This is a genomic window from Moorena sp. SIO3E8 (genome assembly GCF_010692445.1).
GTDB lineage: Bacteria > Cyanobacteriota > Cyanobacteriia > Cyanobacteriales > Coleofasciculaceae > Moorena > Moorena bouillonii.
In genome coordinates this window covers 1-18850 of the sequence record NZ_JAAHHM010000124.1, presented here as the reverse complement: position 1 = coordinate 18850, position 18850 = coordinate 1, and the positions used below count along the sequence as shown (strand labels likewise).

Below are 18850 nucleotides of genomic sequence, written 5' to 3'. Positions count from 1 at the left end.
GTCAGGCATAGCACAAGTTGTGAAGAGTACAATAGGGTAAGCTGAGCATCGAGTAGGTAAGCAGTTCATCCTTCTATTTTACCATTATCAGCAGCTGCTCAAGTATTTCTGCCGCGCTGCACTAGGGTTAGCTTGAAGCCGACACTTACCTGATCCGGTAAGTGGTTGATTATATCACAAATCCATTGCAGGCACCGATAAGAACAGCTTATCCCTGGATAAAACTCCCAAATATAACATAATCCTTTACATACAAAAAGTATTCTTAACATTATGTTACATTAAAAGTAACACTATGTCATGTTGGCGCAGCTGCCAGCTATGGATACCCCAAATGGATACTAATGAGCTTCTAGAGCGTTATTCAGCAGGTGAGACGGATTTCCGTGGAGTAGATCTCCAGCAAATCAACCTGAGTGAAGTCAATCTGACTGGAGTAATTTTCAGACGAGTCAACCTAGCTGATGCCAACCTGAGTCTCGCGGTTTTACAGGAAGTCAACCTTAATCAGGCAAATCTGACAGGAGCGAAACTATGGCGAACTAATTTGAAAAAAACCTCTCTGGTGCAGGCTAACTTGAGTCAGGCATTTATGATTCGGGCGAATCTTACCAGAGTAAACCTGCGCCAAGCCATTCTAACCCGAGCCGATTTAAGATTAAGCCTTCTTGAGGATACCGATTTGCGAGGAGCCAATTTAACCAGGGCAGACCTGCGCTACGCTGACTTAAGAGGAGCTAATTTGACTGGTGCTTGTCTCCACCAGGCAGACTTGACTAGGGCAAATCTGTGTGATGCTGACCTTTCTCAAGCAAACTTGAGTGGAGCAATTTTGAGTCAGGTAGATTTGAGACGGGTTACTCTCTCAAATGTAGATTTGGGTCAGGCTGAGCTTTCTGGGGCAACGGTACCAGATCAACTGACTAGTGAATATTCAAAATTCCAAAAGCTAACAGCTAACAACTAATAAATAATCCCTTGATCAAAAGGGTTGGTTTGATCAAAAGGGTTGGTTTGATCAAGAGAGTTTGTTGAGGTAAAACTATCCCCCTCATGGGTGGAGTGGGACTAATTAGGGAGGGATTTCTAGGTGAATAATCCGAATTCGTTACTGGGGGATTTACGGCAAGAGTTACCAGATCTGCGCTGCCAAATGTACTTCAAATCTTCCTTGACAGCTCTTTCTCATGCCATGGAAGACCTCGTGCTAGCAGTGGATGACTCTCCCTTGGTGATTGCCAATTTCCAGCATGAGAAGTTTTATCGTCAGGAAGTCCACCGCTATCAGCGAATTGCCCAACGTACAAACCAAGTTTATGTGCTGGCGGCACCAGAATCCGAGTCTGGCTTTGCTCTGGTTGAAGACTCCTTAGAAATTATCCCCTTAGACCCAAATGATGGTCTTGCCCAAGAGTGGCACCTGGTGATTTTGGCGCAGAAGTATACAGCTTGCCTAATTTGTCGAGAACAACTAACACCAGCAACTTCCATGGAGCAGGCTCGCAGGTTTGAGGGCTTTTGGTCCTTTGACCGCCGGGTTACCATTCATGCTGCTCGATTGTTACTCGGACGGATTGCTAGTTATCGACCAGAACTAGCCCCAAAAGTTGAGCAGGTATGGCAGCGCTATGGTTTGACTACAGAAGTCCCAGAGCAAACATTGTTGCTGACCAGTGCAGGGATTGATATTAGTATTTTTGCTCAGCGGCTGGTAACTTATTTGCAAGCGAGTCAATATAAGCTCCTGAAAGCTTATCGAGTCCTCAGCACCAAAGAAGGCAAGGAGCGTCTGATTAATGCCATCACCGCCACCATCCGTCGCTCCCTCAATCCCCAAGATGTTTTAGCAGCGACAGTAAAAGAGTTAGGAAACACCTTTAATTCTTGCCGTTGCCTGCTTTACCGCTGTAGTCCTAGTGACCAGCAAGCAAAAATTGAGTATGAATCGGTTGCTTCTGGTTTACCGTCCCTCACTGGACAGATGTGGTCGTTAGCAGATAATCCTCTAATTCAAGTCGCTCTAGCTCAGGAACGAGCCATTGCCATTGCTGATGTTACTGGAGCTCCCAACTTACACAATAACCCAGCTCTGAGGACAACTATTCAGCATTGGCAGATTCGATCTTGGTTACTGGTACCAATACACTATCAAGGAACACTGCTGGGGATGCTGGAACTCCACCATGGGGGTTCGGAACCCTATAGATGGCTCGAAGACGATATTGATTTAGTAGAAGCGATCGCAACTCAAGCTGGGGTAGCCTTGAATCAAGCCCAAGCTTATACTGACTTAACTGAACTCCATAACCAACTAGAAGCCCTAGAACGAACCCGCAATAATCTGATTGCTATCGTTGGTCATGAATTACGAACTCCTTTATCAACTATCCGAGTGTGCCTAGAAAGTTTAGAGAGTGAACCAGAAATGCCAACGGAGTTTCGGCAAACTATGCTTGATACGGCGTTAACCGATGCCGAGCGCATGCGTAAACTGATTCAAGATTTCCTCACTCTGTCTAAGTTAGAAAGTGGTCAGACCTGTCGTTACCCGGAATCCATTCAGATTATCGAAGTCCTAGACTTGGCTCTTTCTGCTCTGAGATCGATTTGGTCACCAGAGACTCTACCAGAAATAAACGTTGAACTACCCTCTGTGTTACCTACAGTCCTAGCAGATGGTGAAGGGTTGGTAGAAGTCTTAACCAAACTCCTAGATAATGCCTGTAAGTTTACTGAGCCAGGGGGTAAAATCACTATCCAAGCCCAAATCAATGAAACTCAAGCAGAGTCGATAGGATTCCTCACCAAAAATCGCCGCCATAATCCCATGCTAGAAGTAATTGTAGCGGATACTGGTAGGGGTATTGAACCGAGTCAGCTAGACGCAATATTTGAAAGTTTTTATCAAGAGGAAGATTCACTGCGACGCACTGTTGGTGGCACAGGTCTTGGTCTAGCTATCTGTCGTCAGATTATTAAAGGTATGGGTGGAAAAATTTGGGCTAAGTCTGAGGGGAAAAATCAAGGTAGTCAATTCCACTTTACCATTCCATTAGAATCATCCCAAACCTTGTTGACTGTTGACTATTGATCTTTAATCTTAAACCTACCCTACACCGAACGCCAAAGGCCAACAACCTTCAACCTTCAACCTTCAACATTTAACACTTAACATTAAACATTTAAATTTTAACCTTCAACCTTAAACTCTTGATCCTAATTTCTCGAACAACCGAGTAACTTTTTTTAAATCTTTATCACCTGGTGTTCGCTCTACACCGCTGGATAAATCAATCCCACTGGGTTGCACCAACGTTAGGGCATCTAAGACATTATCCGGTGTCAAGCCACCAGCTAGTAACCAAGGGATACTGGGACGAAATTTTTGTAGCCTTTGCCAGTCTAAGGTTTTACCAGTGCCGCCCAACATTTTTCGATGGTAAGCATCTAGCAATAGTGTATCTACACAACTTAAATAACTATCTGCCTGATTTAAACATTCTGGAGTTCTTATCCTTAAGGCTTTAATAATTTCAATCTCTGGTAAAGCTTGGCGCAGCTTTTGGCAAAATTCTGGGGATTCATTACTATGCAGCTGAACGGCATTTATCCCTGAAAGGACGACAATTTCAGTAATTTCTTCCGTAGAGGTATTAGCAAACACACCAATGCGGTCAACTGATACGGACAAGTGGTTGACCACGGCTTGAATTTGCTGGGGTGTAACGTAACGAGGAGAGCCTGGTACACAAATAAAGCCTAATGCTGTTGCTCCCAATTTTGCGATCGCATCTCCTTGCTCCGGTTTCGTAATGCCACAAATTTTTACACGCATTGTTACTCGTTACTAGTTACTCGTTAATTTCGATTTTCGCTATTCTCTCCATATTTCCCGCTCAAAGCGCAGCATTTCCAGAGAGCAATCACCATAAAGTGCTTCAATATGCTCCCAACAGCAGTCAATGGCAAAATCATTTAAATCTGCTGGCTCCACCCCATACATATCCTGAAATACCTCAGGTTCCACCCGACAGAAACGAGGTCGATGGGGATAAATACGACATTCACGGGTGGTGTGGTCGAAATTTATACACCATCCCCCCTCACCTACCATACTTAAATATAGCGCTAGCTCTTCTGGAAGAAGATATTCCTCTAATCCTGGACGCTCAGCTGGGTCAAGATGACAGCAAGCGCCACATTGCTTTACACAACTCCAAGTGGCCATAACTTTCAAAAAAGAGCTAAAAGCTTAAAGTATATCTAGCTTAGCGAGTTTTCACCCGTGATAGATGTGCTCAGGCTTGCCGTTGAGTTTTGTATATTTTTGTAAACTTACTTAAAAAAAGCAGATCATTACCCAGTAAAATCTAAGCGATGGATTGTGATTAGTCACCATCGCCTTTGTTGGGTCAATTCTGGAGAACATATGTATTTAGCTTTTTTAGATTTTATAGGTAACATCGATTGGGTATTGATTGCTCAGCTGAGTATGCTGGCAGCTGTTGTGATTGCTGGTCCAGTGGTCATTTTCGCCCTATATGCTCTTAGAGGCGACCTTTAATATAGGGTTGAAGGTGACGGGGTTGAAGGTTGAAGGTTGAAGGTTGAACGCGCACGCGTGGCCTTTTGGCCAAGGTTCAGTAGAAAACCTGCAACCTGTAACTGGTTAACTTTCAACTCGCCAGCAACCTATAACTGGTTAACTTTCAACTCGTCAGCAACCTGTAACTTGTTAATTTTCAAGTCTTCAACTGAGTCCCAAGGCACGAGTTGCTGCTTTGATCAAGGGGTAGTAAGGAGGTTTAGTGACATTAACTTCTTTAGCATCTTCCCGTTTAGTACCCAAAAGTCCAATGCGTTCTCCTTTCTGAATCGCTAGGACTTTCCCTTCCGGGTTTCTAATTCTTAGTTCGTTTAAAGATTCCCAAAGGCTACAGGTGTAGCGGCGCTGATTGTAATAAAATTCCGCTTTCTTCGTGGTTGAGGTACTAGTAACTTTACTAGTAACTACGGGTAGACGGACACCCACTAACTCTAACTCAATGGTTGTGTTGCCCTCCCAATGATGCTCTCGCAACTTGTAGGCAATATCCACTCGCCGAGGTAAGGGGAAGTATTCTCCCCAACGCCAAGCAATAGCTTGAATCGTGACTGCTTGATTGTCCTGATTCAAGGTAAGCTTAATGTGTCCCTTACCAACAACTCGTTGCTCAAGGATTTGGACATTCGCACTCCAAAAGACAGGATCCCGATTGCCAATCCCACAGGGGTGAAGCAGATCTAATTGCTGGTAGAGGTTAGAGGTAATTTGAGGGAATTCTAGGCTAGCGTCGATAGCAACTAGGGGTTTGAGGTGTTCAGGTTTTAGAGATTGATGGGCAAAACGGCTAAGGGATTGTTCAAAGGCGCTTAAGTTCTCAGCAGGTAGGGAAAATCCACCAGCTGCTTTGTGTCCTCCATATTTACCCAGTAAGTCTTTGCAGAACTCTAAGGCTTCAAAAATATTGAATTCAGTTATGCCTCGTGCTGAACCGCGAATGTGTTGTTGGTCTTTGTCTTCATAGGTTCCAATAAAGACTGGGACACCATAGCGCTCTACTAATCTGGAGGCAACAATGCCAATGACTCCATGATGCCAATTCGGTTGGACAATCACTAATACCCGCTTCTGTTGCCAATCTAGTCCAGTATCCTCAATAAATGCGATCGCATCTTGTTCAATATCAGCACACAATTGCTGACGCCGTTGGTTCACTTCTTCACACTGCATTGCCCTCTCAAGTGCTACTTCGGGTGCAGTGGTCGTCAGCAGTTCAATTACAATTTGGGGATCCGATAAGCGACCAATAGCGTTAATTCTTGGTCCTAGTCTAAATCCAATATCCTCCGGCTTGAGGGATTTTTGGTCATCTTTAACCCCAGTTATCTCGATTAATGCTTGAACTCCTGCTAATTGAGATTGAGGCAATAACCCTAAGCCTCGCTTTAACCAACGTCGGTTGATCCCGGTTAAAGGAGCTAAATCCGCAATAGTTCCCAGAGTAAATAGTTCTAACAGCTGTTGGGTCAAGCCTTTGATTTGACCCAGTTCTTGTGCTAGACAGATAGCTAAAATGTAAGCTATTCCTACGCCGGCTAAACTTCGGTAGGGTGACTCTTCCGGCAGTTGCTTGGGATTGAGAATGGCATCAGCGTCTGGAAGTTCTGGAGGTAGGTCATGGTGGTCAGTGACAATAACCGTTATTCCCAGTTCTACAGCTCTAGCAATAGGTTCATGGGCAGCAATACCATTATCAACCGTTAAAATCACACCCACCCCTTCCTCCGCAAATTCTTCCACAATCCGTGTATTGATGCCATAACCCTCTGTCATCCTGCTGGGTATGGCGTAGTCTACATCAGCCCCCAACCAGCGCAATGCTCTGAGTAACAAAGCCGTGCTGGTCATGCCATCAGCATCGTAGTCTCCACAAATAGCGATTTTTTCTTGATTTGCGATCGCTTCAGTGAGCATCTCGACACTAATTGCCAAATCGGGAAATTCATCAATCGGTGCAGGCATCACCTGAGATAGGGGATTGAGGAAAACCTCCGCTTGTTCAGAGGTTTCAATGCCCCGATTGATCAGGAGTTGAGCGATTAGGGGGGAAATCCCTCTAGCTTGGGCGAGTTGGTTAGCTTGTTCAGTTTTGAGGGGGGCAATTTCCCAACGCTGATTAGGCAATTGGGCATGGGGTTTGGATGGGGTGGGTGAGAGGTGGTTGTGCACAGGTGTCGTGATCGAACAACAATAGCCCATACTACCACCCATACTATCAGTTATTGGATTTGACCGAGATAATTACAATAGGTTATAATCTTAACATTTTGTAATACTCAGCTCCCTGGGTTTGTCAAGCCAGAGATAACCTATCGATAGATATATCTTTAACAGCTATCTGCAAACCCGTTTAATCCTGATTAATTGGTTAATTAATCAGGATAAATTTTCTGATTTATATTCCTTAAAAGTAGTCAATAGGACAGGATATCAACCCTATTTTCACTTAAACAGTTTTCATTAAAACTCCAGACTAACATCAGGAAAGTAAGTCAATTTCAAGGCACGTTTAACAAAATCAGAAGGAACTTTGGTAACTATGGATTACCGCCATATTCAGTTTTGCGATCGCAAATCTCAAATCGACTATTACCAGCTACAACAATTGTTTAACTTAGGTGCTTTTTGGGCAAAAGACCGAAAAATCGAGGATTGGCAAGTTGCGATCGCTAACAGTAATCCTGTCATCAGCGTTTGGGATAACCAGAAGCTGATTGGATTAGCTAGAGCTACCTCTGACGGAATTTATCGGGGAAGCATTTGGGATGTCGTTATCCATCCAGACTATCGAGGAGCTGGGCTAGGGCGTAAGCTAGTGGAAACTGTACTCTCTCATCCTCAGATGAGCCGAGTAGAGAGAGTTTATTTGATGACCACCCATCAACAAAGTTTTTACGAACGCATTGGTTTTGAGGTGAACTCCAGTACCACAATGGTATTGTACAATCAGCCTCTAGTTACTCCAGTGCCTAGTAAGGCTCTACAATCTCAGGAATCCCCTGGGGTATAGAAACTTGAAACCGGGTAAGATTCTCAACAGAGGTATCATTGTCAGCTTCTTCACTGGGAACCGTTAATACTTCTATACGCCCCTGCATCACTTCCAGGAGTGTTTGAATCATCAACAACGTCAGTCCAGATGAAGTGGATACCATTTCACTGGGCTGTTTTGATTGATCTGGAGGTAATTGCAATAAATCAACATCTTCAGCCCAACAGCTGATGGCACAGGGCATATCAATCCAGATGGAAACTGTTTCAGATTTAGAGGAGAGTGCAGTCCAAACTTTAATTTGACCACTACTTATCTGAGTAATTGCAGTATCCACAATCATGACTAATGCCTGTCGAAAACGCCGTGGATCGACTAAAACGTGAATTTGGGGGTCAGGTGGAACTATTTCCAGCTGGAGATTGCGATTGGCAGCTTGCAAATGGGTCAGACGATAGAGGTCTTCAAACAGCTGCTTCAAAGAGACTGAGCAAATCTCCAAAACGTTAGTACCGTGTTCAGTTTTAGCTACAGCAGTCACCTCATCAAGCAGTTTAACCATAGTATGGGCAGAGGCGTTAGCCTGGTTCACAAATTCTCTCTCTTCTTCTGGAGACTCACACAGATCAGACAAAATCAACTGATGTAAACCAATCAACCGACTCAGAGGCGATCGCAACTCGTGGGAAGTTCGTGCCAAAAATCCGGCTTTAAACTGGCTCATTTCCATTGCCATTTGGTAAGCCAATTGATTTTGCTTGAATTCCTGTTTCAGACGCTGGATTTCTTCAGCATCAGTATCAGTTTGATGGCATCCAGAGGTCTTTGAGTCTGTGCTTTCATGGAGGTGCGACCCAAGGTCGGGTTCCCCGGCCATTGGAAAGCGCACCTTTAAAAATTTCCTGAAGCGACTCCCGATAACTCCTAACCCAATGCCTACTAGCAAATAGATCAGATCCGTCTCACCCATGCTTATTAAGTCTTGCCACACTAAAAACGTCAACAGGTGCGAGCCCGTTGGTGCGACCCTAGGCAGCGAGGGATTGCTTGCGGCCTAGGAGGCGCCCACCAAAGCGCGAATTTAATTCGCAACGGAAAGCGCACCTAACAAAATTGAAGGATAAAGAATGAAGGTTGAAGCTTATACTGCTGGAAATCGACAAGGATAGAGTTGGGTAGACAACCAGGCTAAAAAAAATACCTGTTGCCAAGTAACCAATCGATAGAAGGTTTTCAGGATTCCTTCACAATTCAGGATTCCTTCACAATTCAAACTTCATACTTCACAATTCAAACTTCATACTTTTTTGTCAGATCTTTTTAAGGATAGCTAGTTTTTTTCAAAGGTGAGTAGAACTATTAAAACCCTGAATCGTCTAATTGAATCCCTCCAGCACGCAAAATTTCCCAGCCACTGCTTGTCCATTTAGCAACAGTAGACGGGACGCCAATCTTGTCTGGTTTGATCGCTTCTAACTCAGCTGGCTGGAGCGTCAATACCTCGGGAAACTGCACCTCAACCGCTGCCATTGTTTGTAAAGGTGGCTCGCCTGAGTAATTAGCACTGGTAGTTGCCAACGGACCAGTCTTGGACAAAATTGCGATCGCTACCTTAGAAGCTGGCACACGCACCCCAATAGTAGTCGGGTCAGAGGGATTCATTACGTTAGGTACTTTATCTGAAGCGGGTAACACCAATGTTAATGCTCCTGGCCAATACTTCTGAGCCATCTGTTCCCAAATCGACCTCTGTGCGGAAGTACCTTGAACATATGGCCAAAGAGATTTAGGGGATGCCCCCATCAAAATCAAAGGTTTGTCTTGAGGACGGCGCTTTGCCTCAAACACCAACTCTGACTTGTGCGGTAGCACTGCTAGTGCTGGGACTGTATCTGTTGGAAAACTTACCAGCTTACCTGAGAGAGCCTCAGAAATCAGGGTAGCCATAGAAACTTGGGTCATTGCTCACCAGCACACTAAAAAGTAGAAGCGATAACGTCAAAGGTAAACGTTAGCTGAAATTATCCAAAGCTTTTTACCTATTGGCATCCATGCATACCTTGTTTATACTTCATACTTCCTATAAGCTAGAGCAAAGCGGTCAATACCTGCTAAATCAGGAAATATCTGAATCTGAGAGTAACTGCCCTGGTTTTGCAGTAGTTGAACAACCTTGTCCGCTTGTCCTGCCATCATTTCAATTAACCAAACACCGCCGGGGCGCAGATAATCCCCAGATATTTCAATCAGCTGTCGGATACAGTCTAGACCATCCCTGCCGCCGTCGAGGGCAATATGGGGTTCATGGTAGTAGATTTCTGGTTGTAGCTGTTTGAGGGAGTTACTAGGTATATAAGGTGGGTTTGCCACTATACCACTGAACTGACCTTTTAAGGCTTCTAGAGGTGAATACCAAGAACCATGGTAGAACTTTATTTTTTCTGCCATGCCCAACTGTTGAGCATTAAGTTGAGCAATGGCAAGGGCTTCTTCAGTGCAATCAACGGCATGAATTGTCCCATGGGGAAATACCTCTGCCAGTCCACAAGCGATCGCTCCACTACCAGTCCCCAAATCCGCCCAGTGTCCTGATGATAAGTCAGGTTTAGAGCTCATAGCTACAGCATTGACCGCCAGATCAATCAGGGATTCAGTTTCTGGACGGGGAATTAGGACAGCTGGGGAAACTCTCAAGGAGAAATGACGCCAAGGAGCAACCTCAGCTAGGTATTGAACTGGGCATCGCTGATGGATACGCCTTTGCCACAGTTGGGTAAGTACAGGTAGAGGTTGGGAAAGTTGAATAGTTGAGTTTTCAGCGACTTTCCCTGATAATGCACACTGTTGCCATGACTCCAAGCGTAGCACTAATGGGTCAAGCTCAGCTACCTCCTTTAGCAACCAGTCCACTTCAGCTGTAGAGACACCTGCCTCAGCTGCAGACTTGCAAGCATCTTGACGCCACTGCCAGAGTTCTTTTCCCGAGACCATCCACCGCTGATCCATAATCATTGATTTGGACGTTGGAGTTGATTTTGGGACAGACCTTGCAAAAATTTCAGGGATTCCTGGGATGGCACTAGTACGATTTTCTCTAGTTGCTGATCGTTCCTCTCCTGTAAGGTTTTAATAACGCCCTCTAGAGGCACTACCTCTATCTTAACCTGGGAGTTAGGGTCTTGCTGCTTATAGCGATTCACTATACTCTGCAATTGCTCTTTGTTAAAAAAGAACGGAATTGATGAGACCCCATTTTGTTGAATAGTGAGGTATCCGCTGTTGCTAGCTTCTTTGGCAACAAACAGCGGTACGCCCTGAAATGGCTTTTTTTCTTGACCATTTTGGTTCCAGATCGCTTGTGCCTGCTTTACCTGCTGTTGGTTTGGTATGTAGGCAAAATTTAAACCATTGGGAACAGTGCGATTCTTTTGATTTTGCTCATGAACTTCCCCCAAAGATACAGGAACTACTTGTACCTTCTTACCTAGCTCAGGATTCTCCTGCTTTAAACGCTGTACAAACGCATTAGCATCTTCTTGGCTAATAAACACACCTGCCACTGAGGTAGTCTTCTTTTGATCTTGCTGATCTGGAATTGAGGCTACTAGTGGCGAACCTTTACTATCAGTAACTGCAAATACAGGTACAGCTTTCAACTTTTCTCTTACCTGCTCTTCGGTCAGAGCCAGTGCCGCTAAATTTTCCACACTCACTGAGCCTAGTAAGGCACTCGCTACTAAACTTAATGTTGTGCCCCAACGGAACAATGATTTCATAGAAATTACCTCGAATTTTAACGAAGAAGAGCCTGTTACAACTAGAATACCCTGCTCACTGAGAGATCTGAACGCACCTCACTAACCTCTAGTAGAGGCAGAGATTCAAATCAAACTTGATCGATCATAGCTTGACCTGGCTTGTTAACAAGCGCTGATCAGTGGCGTTTAATCCCCCTGTAGCTAACTCTTATCAAGTTTGACTGTATCAAGTTTGACTGTATCAAGTTTGACTTTACCTGACTGTATCAAGTTCCACTGAGTTTACCCTAGTGTCTTGACTGATTTACGGATTTACTTATGGACTGATTGACTTATGAATTTAAAATCGGGATGACAGGATTTGAACCTGCGACATCCTGCTCCCAAAGCAGGCGCGCTACCAAGCTGCGCTACATCCCGGGTGCTACCTCTAATGTAGTATAACCAGTATAACTCACTTTTGGCGCTTTGTGTGTACTCGAGATTAATCTGGATACCAGAACATGCCTTTAATACCTTCTGGGTCAGGCATAAATCCCATTTTACGGTAAAAACTTACCACTTGAGGATCAGCAAATAAGGTGATATTGCTAATATCCTGGCTGCGCAATTTTTTGATCATATATCTCATCAAAGCTTTGCCCAGTCCCTTGGTTTGGAAATCTGGATGAACCACTACATCCCAGATTGTCGCATTGAAAGCATGATCAGAAGTGGCACGGGCAAAGCCAATTAAGCGCCTCGTGTTACCTCGCTGGTACCACATAGAAGTAACCAAAAAGCTATGCTGAATGGCTTTCCTAACTTTGCGCAGAGGACGGCGAGACCAACCAACAGCATCACAAAGTTCTTCCAATTCGTACAGGTCAATTTCTCGTGTTGTACTGAAAAATACCCGTGAGGTACCGTCGGTGCGATATTTTACACCTTCTACGGTATCTCCTTCCGGTCGTGTTTGAGGCAAAGCAGTGTCAGAACTGCTAAAGAAGCTTTTCCAAAAACCCATGCAGGTGTGACAGTGGCGTTATCATAATTGTGAGCTACTTGAACTGGTAATGGTCTTCTTTCCCTGACGGCTCAGACGTTCTGGGTCTCGGTCAACCAGAGCCAGACTTAAATGTTTGTTTCAAAAAACAGAAAGTGATCTTTGATCTATTGGTTTTATTCCACCAGGAAAACTATCATACCCGACCTACCTTGATCTGAAACTAATTCTTTGTGCAAATGATAATACCACAATTAAGCCTCCTATTAAGCCTCCTATATAAATTATTATCCTAGCATTCCCATCGGTCGCGCTCTTTGAAGTCGCTTGGATAAGATGCTCGCGTCGGAGGGGGCACAGCTGTTTGCTGCCCTTGCGCGAATCTAAATCAACAACCGATGCAGTGGCGTGACGGGGGTTTCCACGGGGCAAACAGCGGTGCGTTCACGTAGTGTCTCCAAAGGAGAATGGTGGTGTTCCGCACACAGCCCCTCCCCACTCGCGCTTTGCATCAACAGGCGCGCACCGTCACGAGAATTTAATTCTTAATGGTAAGAGCGCACCTAACAAGGAAAGTCGGCAAGCTACCGAAGGTGGGGAAGTTGGGGAAGATTAGTTAGACTAGGCTAATCAGCAGAATTGGTGAGAAATGAATCAGATCCGCGCTTGTTGTTGCCTCGGGGGACTTAGAGAGTTTTGAGCAAGACAAAAGCCTCAAACCCAGAGGAAACCCTTGGAAATACACCAAATAGCCAAAAAGGGCTCAAACCCAGATATATCAATAAATCAAGCAAATCAATGTTAAACTCTATCTATATATAGATTTAAGGCTCTTTTATCAGTATTTTTGTAAGTCCCTCTACAAGCTTACCGGGTTGTGTTAACTCAAAAAGCTTAGGTGCGCTCTTACCATTAACAATTAAATTCCCGTGGCGGTGCGCCCCTCCAAGGCCGGGTTACCCGACCTTGGGTAGCACCTTGAGGCAAAGCCCGACGCGGGGCGCGAACGGGCGCGCACCTTTTGATAAACAAGAATAGCCACCTACCCCTATCGATGACTGTGGGTTGGAAATCATCCCAACAAGAAATCCTGAAACGCTTCAACCGAGCGTTTCCTAAGTTCTATGAGCAGTTTGTTAGTAGTGAGATCCAACTGCACAACCTCAGACTTGCTTACCGACTCTATAAAACCCAACATGCTGTAATTGAGATCAAACCGGAAGGCTCAAAAAGTGTCCTGCACTTTGCTTACCGGAATGAGTCTTTTCTGCTCAGTGACATTTTTGGCGTTCTGACTGCCTATGGACTGACTATCCACAGTCTCAGTCTTTATGGTCAAATTAGTCCACCAATGCTGGTGTTTATGAAACTAGTGGTGTCTCGTAACCGGAAAGCGCTGACCCACAAAACCTCAGAAAATGTCTGCCGTGCCCTGAGAGAGGCTTTGGCAGGGCGCTTTGAGGTGGAACAAATGCTGGCAGTGGAATTTAATCTCGATGCTGGCTTGAAGCAGGTAGAAACAGAATTTTATGTAGACCCAGTGTTTCATCTACCAGCGCTGTTAATTGAGGCAAATAACCAACCTGGATTATTTTACAAAGTTATGTATGCCATCTGGCAAGAGGATTTACTGGTGGTCAATGCCAACTTGCTGGTGTGGCGGGGACGAACCAGGCTGATTCTTTACCTACTAGGCCCTAACGGAAACTTGATTCCCGATTATTTAGGTCAAAAAATTGCTGAAAGCATTCGGAGGCGATTACTAGGTCAAGTGTTTTAGTCATAAAAAGGTGACAAGCACAGGTGCGACCCGTTGTGATTAAAATCACTGACGAATTTCCTATCCTGTTAATTCTTCGATAAGATCAAGGTATGGCAAGCATTAACATTCTAGGAATATCCCATACTTACGAATTAACACCTCCTACCCAATCATCCTGCCCTGTTCTGGTTTTCATCCACGGCTGGCTGTTAAGCCGTAGCTATTGGCAACCTCTAATTTATAGGTTGTCACAGCAGTATCAGTGTCTGATCTATGACCTGCGGGGATTCGGTGAATCCCAGTCCCAAATTCATAACACTCAAAGCTCAACATCTAACCGGGACTCGGAATCACCATTTCCTGAGACTGCTGTTTCATCCACTGACCGCTATAGCTTAGCTGCCTATGCTGAGGACTTGGGCATCCTGTTAGAAAAACTGGGAATCGAACAAGCTTGGTTAGTTGGTCATTCCCTAGGGGGTAGCATTGCTCTATGGGGTGCCTATTTGCTGCCTCAGAGGATTCAAGGGGTAATCTGTCTTAATGCTGGTGGTGGAATTTATCTTAAAGAAGAATTTGAGCGCTTTCGGCTGGCTGGTGAGCAGTTGGTAAAACGCCGTCCCCGTTGGTTGTGTTATGTCCCTTTACTCGATTTACTGTTTACCCGGGCTCAGGTAGCGCATCCTATTTCCCGGAAATGGGGACGTCAACGGGTTATTGATTTTGTTACTGCTAACGCGGAAGCTGCACTGAGGACGTTACTAGATTCTACCACAGAAGCTGAGGTGCATCGCTTACCTCAGGTTGTTTCCCGACTAAAACAACCTGTTTATTTCATTGCTGGTAGTCAGGATAAGGTAATGGAACCGAAATATGTGCGTCATCTGGCTAGTTTTCACAGTCTCTTTCAATCCTGTGGGGACAATGTGATTGAAATTGCTGAATGTGGACATATGGCGATGGTGGAGAAACCAGAGACTATTGATGATCAAATTCGTCAAATTTTGGCTAATTACAGTTAATTACAATGGGCAATGTTCTGGCCATATACCGGACATTTGCTTAATGTATAACCCTTAGAATTCTCCATTGATTATTAATGGAATAATTGAGTGAAGTGGGTAATCGGTAATGAGTAATCGGTAACTGACCACTGATAACTGACCCGACTATACTTGAGATCATACTGAATTAACCAATCAAAAACAGTAGCTAGCATTTGTCAAGGTATTTGTAAAGGGCTTTGGAAAGTATGGTGCGATCGCACCCGTAGCCTGGTGTTGGCAGCGGGTAAACATTTCTTGACCGCTCTGGCATTAGTCTTGGTATAGTTAGCGTCTTCTTTTGTGTTAAATCTGATCCATACAGAGCGCCCTGATTACTTTAACAGTCGGATCAGAATACGTAGATAATGTGGCAACAAGACCCCCGAAACAATCAAATTCTGTTTCTCTCGATCTTTCTAGTCTTGGGCATCAGCACTCGGGACTGGACACTAAGACCAGACTTGATTCTAGTTGTAATCGTCAGCTGCCTACTAACTCAGTGCTTAGCAGCATTTCTTTGGTCAAACCCCAAACACAGATCAGTAATCAAAAACTCTGGGAACCTTGGCCGATCTTTCTTTGGCCTTCCTTTGGGCTTTAATCCCAAACCCGATTTTAAAACTATTCTTGAATGCTGCAAAATTCAAACCTTAGAAATAAGTCTTAATCTGCTGAGAAAACCACCAAATTTATCCCAGCATAATGATGCTAGTTTTTCGAGTTCTCCCCAATCCCCTTCCCTAAAAAGTGCTATGATTACAGCCTTAAGCTTGAGCCTGCTACTGCGAGCTGATAACTATAGTACTATGGTTTTAGCTGGCTCCCTAGGAATTTTGAGTAAATTTATTTTCCGAGTTGAGGGCAAGCATTTTTTTAATCCAGCCAATTTTGGAATTATTGCTGTTCTTATCCTAACCAATGATGCTTGGGTTTCTCCGGGACAGTGGGGGGATGATGGTTGGTATGCTCTATTATTTGCGGGCACTGGCAGTATGGTGTTAAAACGGGTAGGACGATGGGATACAACAGCAGCGTTTTTGGGTGCTTATGCCGTTTTAGAAGGAATTAGAAATCTCTGGCTTGGCTGGAGTTGGGATGTATTTTGCCATCGGTTGATGAGTGGGTCTTTGTTACTGTTTGCCCTATTTATGCTAACCGACCCTCGCTCAATCCCCAATGCACCGATTAGTCGATTGCTCTGGGCGGTGTGTATTGCGTTACTGACTTTTATATTGCGCAATCAATTATTCATGCCTACTGCTATTTTCTGGGCGTTGTTTGCCCTATCCCCTTTGAGCGTAATTTTGGATTTTATCTGGTCATCTACGAGATTTTCCTGGCATGATAGTGGCTCTGTTGAATGACATTAAGTAACTTTAGTTAAAGACAAAAAAATTAATAAAAATGAAAATTATTCGGGTTATAAGTACTATTTTTATAACGGTTTTAATGAGTTTGTGCTTGGCTCAAAAAGCCTGGGGTTTTTGTGGGTTTTATGTCGCCAAAGCTGATACTAAACTATATAACCAGTCCTCTCAAGTGGTAATTGCTCGGGATGGCGATCGCACTGTTTTAACCATGGCAAATGACTATCAAGGGGATGTTAAAGACTTTGCCATGGTTGTGCCAGTTCCTGTGGTGCTTCAGCGAGAACAGGTGAATGTAGGTGACCCTAAGATTATTGAACGCCTCGATCAGTTTAGTGCACCTCGACTAGTGGAATATTTTGACCCAGACCCCTGTGCCCATAACCGAAGGTATCTCGAAAGTGCGCCAGCAGACCTAGGTCGTCCAGGTGGCACAAGGGGACCGGATGCTTATGATCGTAGTTTAGGTGTCACGGTAGAGGAGCGCTTCTCAGTTGGAGAATATAACATTCTTATCCTCAGTGCTAAGGACTCTAGAGGTTTAGAAACCTGGCTTAGACGCAACGGTTACAAAATTCCACGGGGAGCAAATCGGTTATTGCGACCCTACATCCGCCAGAATATGAAATTTTTCGTTGCCAAAGTCAATCTGGAGGAATTTGACAAAACTGCCTACCAACGGTTGCGACCCCTCCAGATGGCTTACGAGTCTCCCCGATTTATGCTGCCCATTCGCTTAGGGATGATGAATGCTACGGGTGAGCAAGACCTGATTGTTTATGTGTTATCACCCCGAGGTCAGGCTGAAATTACAAACTACCGCACGGTGAAGATTCCTTCTAATACTGAAATTCCAGTATTTGTCAAAGCAGAGTTTGGTGATTTCTACACTGCTATGTTCCAAACTGCTTACGAGGGTGAAGGGAAAAAAGTAGCTTTTCTTGAATATGCTTGGGATATGGCTAGTTGTGATCCATGTTCAGCTAACCCCCTCAATTGGGAAGAGCTCCGGAAATCAGGTGTCTTTTGGCTAAACTCAGGAAGATCTAATAATGTTTCACTCAGATCTAATAATGTTTATATAACTCGCCTCCATGTTCGCTATACCCGTGATACCTTCCCAGAAGATTTGATGTTCCAGGAAACGTCCAATCGTGAATTGTTTCAGGGACGATATATCCTTCGTCATCCGTTTACTGGGGAGATGAGCTGTAGGGCAGGAGTTGACTATCAACAATCGTTAAATCGACGATTGCAACAGGAAGCTAAAACCTTAGCTGAGTTGACTGGATGGGATATTGATGAAATCCGCAATAAAATCGATTTTCCTGATGTTAAGCCTATTCCTTGGTGGAGACATCTTTGGTAAACCATGAAAATCGTTACTTGTGACTTGTAACTTGTGACTTGTTTTACTGGTTATTTCTTACTTGCTCAGAGGGAGACAAGTCGCCTATAAAGTACACTGGATCAGGGAAGCAGCTCTGATCCCTTTGAGATAATCGAGCCGTTTGTAAGAGCTGATTTGTAAACTCGCTGTAATCCTTGTAGGATAAGGCTTGGGCTAAACTAGAACAATTGAACTATTTAATACCCAAAAGACAATCATAGCAAAGCTTTCAAGCTTCTTAATATTTACTTTATAAATCAGCTCTTAGGTAGCTGACCAGCTATCAGAATTGTTCTTGATCTGAGTTGTCTTTCTATCCTGTGTTTCATAGAAAGTGGAATTTTTTAAATCCCATAATTGTTTTTTTAAATTAAGCTGAATTTTTGTTAATATTTACTCTTAAAAATACCAATAAAGTTGATAGTTGAGCCGATGAAACTTGCCCGCTTAAACTCAGACAGTCTTCTCCCCCGCTTCTACAGGCTTGCGGTCATTAATACCCTCTCCAATATCATGATTCCCTTATCGGGCTTGGTCAGCGTTGCTTTCCTGGGACATCTGACAGAAATTCGTCACTTAGCAGGAGTTGCAGTCGCAACGGTTTTGTTTACCTATCTTTACCGACTTTTACACTTCTTGCGGATGGGAACAACGGGAGCGACGGCTCAAGCTGTAGGCAAAGATGACCGCGAAGCCATGTTATTAGTGGGTTTACGTAATGGATTGATAGGGTTGGTACTGGGTATATTAATTGTTATTTTACAATATCCTATCGAGAAAATTTGGTTTCTTATACTCGATGCTCCTGATGAAGTTAAATGTAAGCATTCAGGTGTAGAGATTGACAAAGTCACCCCACTCACTTCAAAAGCGGAATCAGAGACAATTCGTGAGAACGCTGCCTGACTGCTAAGGACACAGCCTGACTCAGGAACTTTATGGTATTA

Annotated in this window: 18 protein-coding genes and 1 tRNA gene; 9 read left to right on the top strand and 10 right to left on the bottom strand. The window is 44.2% G+C overall.

What is annotated here, in order from left to right:
• Positions 1–295: 295 nt before the first annotated feature.
• Together F6K46_RS31290 and F6K46_RS31285 are read left to right on the top strand one after the other, a co-directional pair.
• Positions 296–967, top strand: coding sequence for a pentapeptide repeat-containing protein (locus F6K46_RS31290; RefSeq protein WP_293065197.1), 672 nt, complete (start codon positions 296–298; stop codon positions 965–967).
• A gap of 123 nt (positions 968–1090) precedes the next feature.
• Positions 1091–3091, top strand: a complete 2001-nt coding sequence (locus F6K46_RS31285; protein WP_293065194.1) for a DICT sensory domain-containing protein — start codon at positions 1091–1093, stop codon at positions 3089–3091.
• Between the two features lie 111 nt (positions 3092–3202).
• On the opposite strand, the gene F6K46_RS31280 is transcribed toward F6K46_RS31285, so the two are convergent.
• On the bottom strand, positions 3203–3835 hold the full coding sequence (locus F6K46_RS31280) for a phosphoribosylanthranilate isomerase (protein ID WP_293065192.1): 633 nt from the start codon (positions 3833–3835) through the stop codon (positions 3203–3205).
• A gap of 39 nt (positions 3836–3874) precedes the next feature.
• The gene (locus F6K46_RS31275) at positions 3875–4228 is read right to left on the bottom strand and encodes a YkgJ family cysteine cluster protein (protein WP_008178398.1); all 354 of its coding nucleotides are present in this window, start codon (positions 4226–4228) and stop codon (positions 3875–3877) included.
• Positions 4229–4429: 201 nt separating this feature from the next.
• Between F6K46_RS31275 and F6K46_RS31270 the strand changes: the two genes are divergently transcribed.
• A complete protein-coding gene (locus tag F6K46_RS31270) occupies positions 4430–4564 on the top strand; it encodes a photosystem II reaction center protein Ycf12 (protein ID WP_070396607.1) in 135 nt (44 codons plus the stop codon).
• Between the two features lie 186 nt (positions 4565–4750).
• Here the strand turns inward: F6K46_RS31270 and recJ are convergent, their stop codons facing one another.
• The gene (gene recJ, locus F6K46_RS31265; RefSeq protein WP_366510817.1) at positions 4751–6802 is read right to left on the bottom strand and encodes a single-stranded-DNA-specific exonuclease RecJ; all 2052 of its coding nucleotides are present in this window, start codon (positions 6800–6802) and stop codon (positions 4751–4753) included.
• A gap of 340 nt (positions 6803–7142) precedes the next feature.
• On the opposite strand from recJ, the gene F6K46_RS31260 reads away from it, so the two are divergent.
• Positions 7143–7613, top strand: coding sequence for a GNAT family N-acetyltransferase (locus F6K46_RS31260; protein WP_293065185.1), 471 nt, complete (start codon positions 7143–7145; stop codon positions 7611–7613).
• Here the strand turns inward: F6K46_RS31260 and F6K46_RS31255 are convergent.
• The 6 genes from F6K46_RS31255 to F6K46_RS31230 all read right to left on the bottom strand — a co-directional run bounded on the left by F6K46_RS31255 (position 7573) and on the right by F6K46_RS31230 (position 12359).
• Positions 7573–8565 carry a HAMP domain-containing sensor histidine kinase gene (locus F6K46_RS31255; RefSeq protein ID WP_293065182.1) on the bottom strand — a complete coding sequence of 331 codons (993 nt, stop codon included), beginning with the start codon at positions 8563–8565 and terminating at the stop codon, positions 7573–7575. The two genes, F6K46_RS31260 and F6K46_RS31255, sit on opposite strands and share 41 nt — an antisense overlap.
• A gap of 389 nt (positions 8566–8954) precedes the next feature.
• The gene (locus tag F6K46_RS31250) at positions 8955–9557 is read right to left on the bottom strand and encodes an L-threonylcarbamoyladenylate synthase (RefSeq protein WP_070392311.1); all 603 of its coding nucleotides are present in this window, start codon (positions 9555–9557) and stop codon (positions 8955–8957) included.
• 102 nt (positions 9558–9659) lie between these two features.
• Entirely contained in the window at positions 9660–10607 is a 948-nt protein-coding gene (prmC, locus tag F6K46_RS31245) for a peptide chain release factor N(5)-glutamine methyltransferase (protein WP_293065178.1), read from the bottom strand.
• Entirely contained in the window at positions 10604–11371 is a 768-nt protein-coding gene (locus tag F6K46_RS31240) for a Tic22 family protein (protein WP_075898632.1), read from the bottom strand. The genes prmC and F6K46_RS31240 overlap by 4 nt, the downstream gene beginning before the upstream one ends.
• Before the next feature lie 328 nt (positions 11372–11699).
• Positions 11700–11773 (bottom strand) — tRNA-Pro (locus tag F6K46_RS31235).
• 64 nt (positions 11774–11837) lie between these two features.
• Positions 11838–12359, bottom strand: coding sequence for a GNAT family N-acetyltransferase (locus F6K46_RS31230; protein ID WP_070392308.1), 522 nt, complete (start codon positions 12357–12359; stop codon positions 11838–11840).
• A gap of 1033 nt (positions 12360–13392) precedes the next feature.
• On the opposite strand from F6K46_RS31230, the gene F6K46_RS31225 reads away from it, so the two are divergent.
• Both F6K46_RS31225 and F6K46_RS31220 read left to right on the top strand, forming a co-directional pair.
• Positions 13393–14118 carry a hypothetical protein gene (locus F6K46_RS31225; RefSeq protein WP_070392306.1) on the top strand — a complete coding sequence of 242 codons (726 nt, stop codon included), beginning with the start codon at positions 13393–13395 and terminating at the stop codon, positions 14116–14118.
• Positions 14119–14210: 92 nt separating this feature from the next.
• A complete protein-coding gene (locus tag F6K46_RS31220) occupies positions 14211–15122 on the top strand; it encodes an alpha/beta hydrolase (RefSeq protein ID WP_075898628.1) in 912 nt (303 codons plus the stop codon).
• Positions 15123–15196: 74 nt separating this feature from the next.
• Here F6K46_RS31220 and F6K46_RS31215 read toward each other — a convergent pair whose 3' ends face one another.
• Entirely contained in the window at positions 15197–15319 is a 123-nt protein-coding gene (locus F6K46_RS31215) for a hypothetical protein (RefSeq protein ID WP_267876534.1), read from the bottom strand.
• A gap of 192 nt (positions 15320–15511) precedes the next feature.
• On the opposite strand from F6K46_RS31215, the gene F6K46_RS31210 reads away from it, so the two are divergent.
• From F6K46_RS31210 to F6K46_RS40385, 3 genes are all read left to right on the top strand, one after another.
• Entirely contained in the window at positions 15512–16510 is a 999-nt protein-coding gene (locus F6K46_RS31210; RefSeq protein WP_293065170.1) for an RnfABCDGE type electron transport complex subunit D, read from the top strand.
• 40 nt (positions 16511–16550) lie between these two features.
• The gene (locus F6K46_RS31205; RefSeq protein ID WP_293065167.1) at positions 16551–17882 is read left to right on the top strand and encodes a DUF2330 domain-containing protein; all 1332 of its coding nucleotides are present in this window, start codon (positions 16551–16553) and stop codon (positions 17880–17882) included.
• Positions 17883–18335: 453 nt separating this feature from the next.
• Positions 18336–18809, top strand: a complete 474-nt coding sequence (locus F6K46_RS40385) for an MATE family efflux transporter (protein ID WP_366510816.1) — start codon at positions 18336–18338, stop codon at positions 18807–18809.
• Positions 18810–18850: the final 41 nt, after the last annotated feature.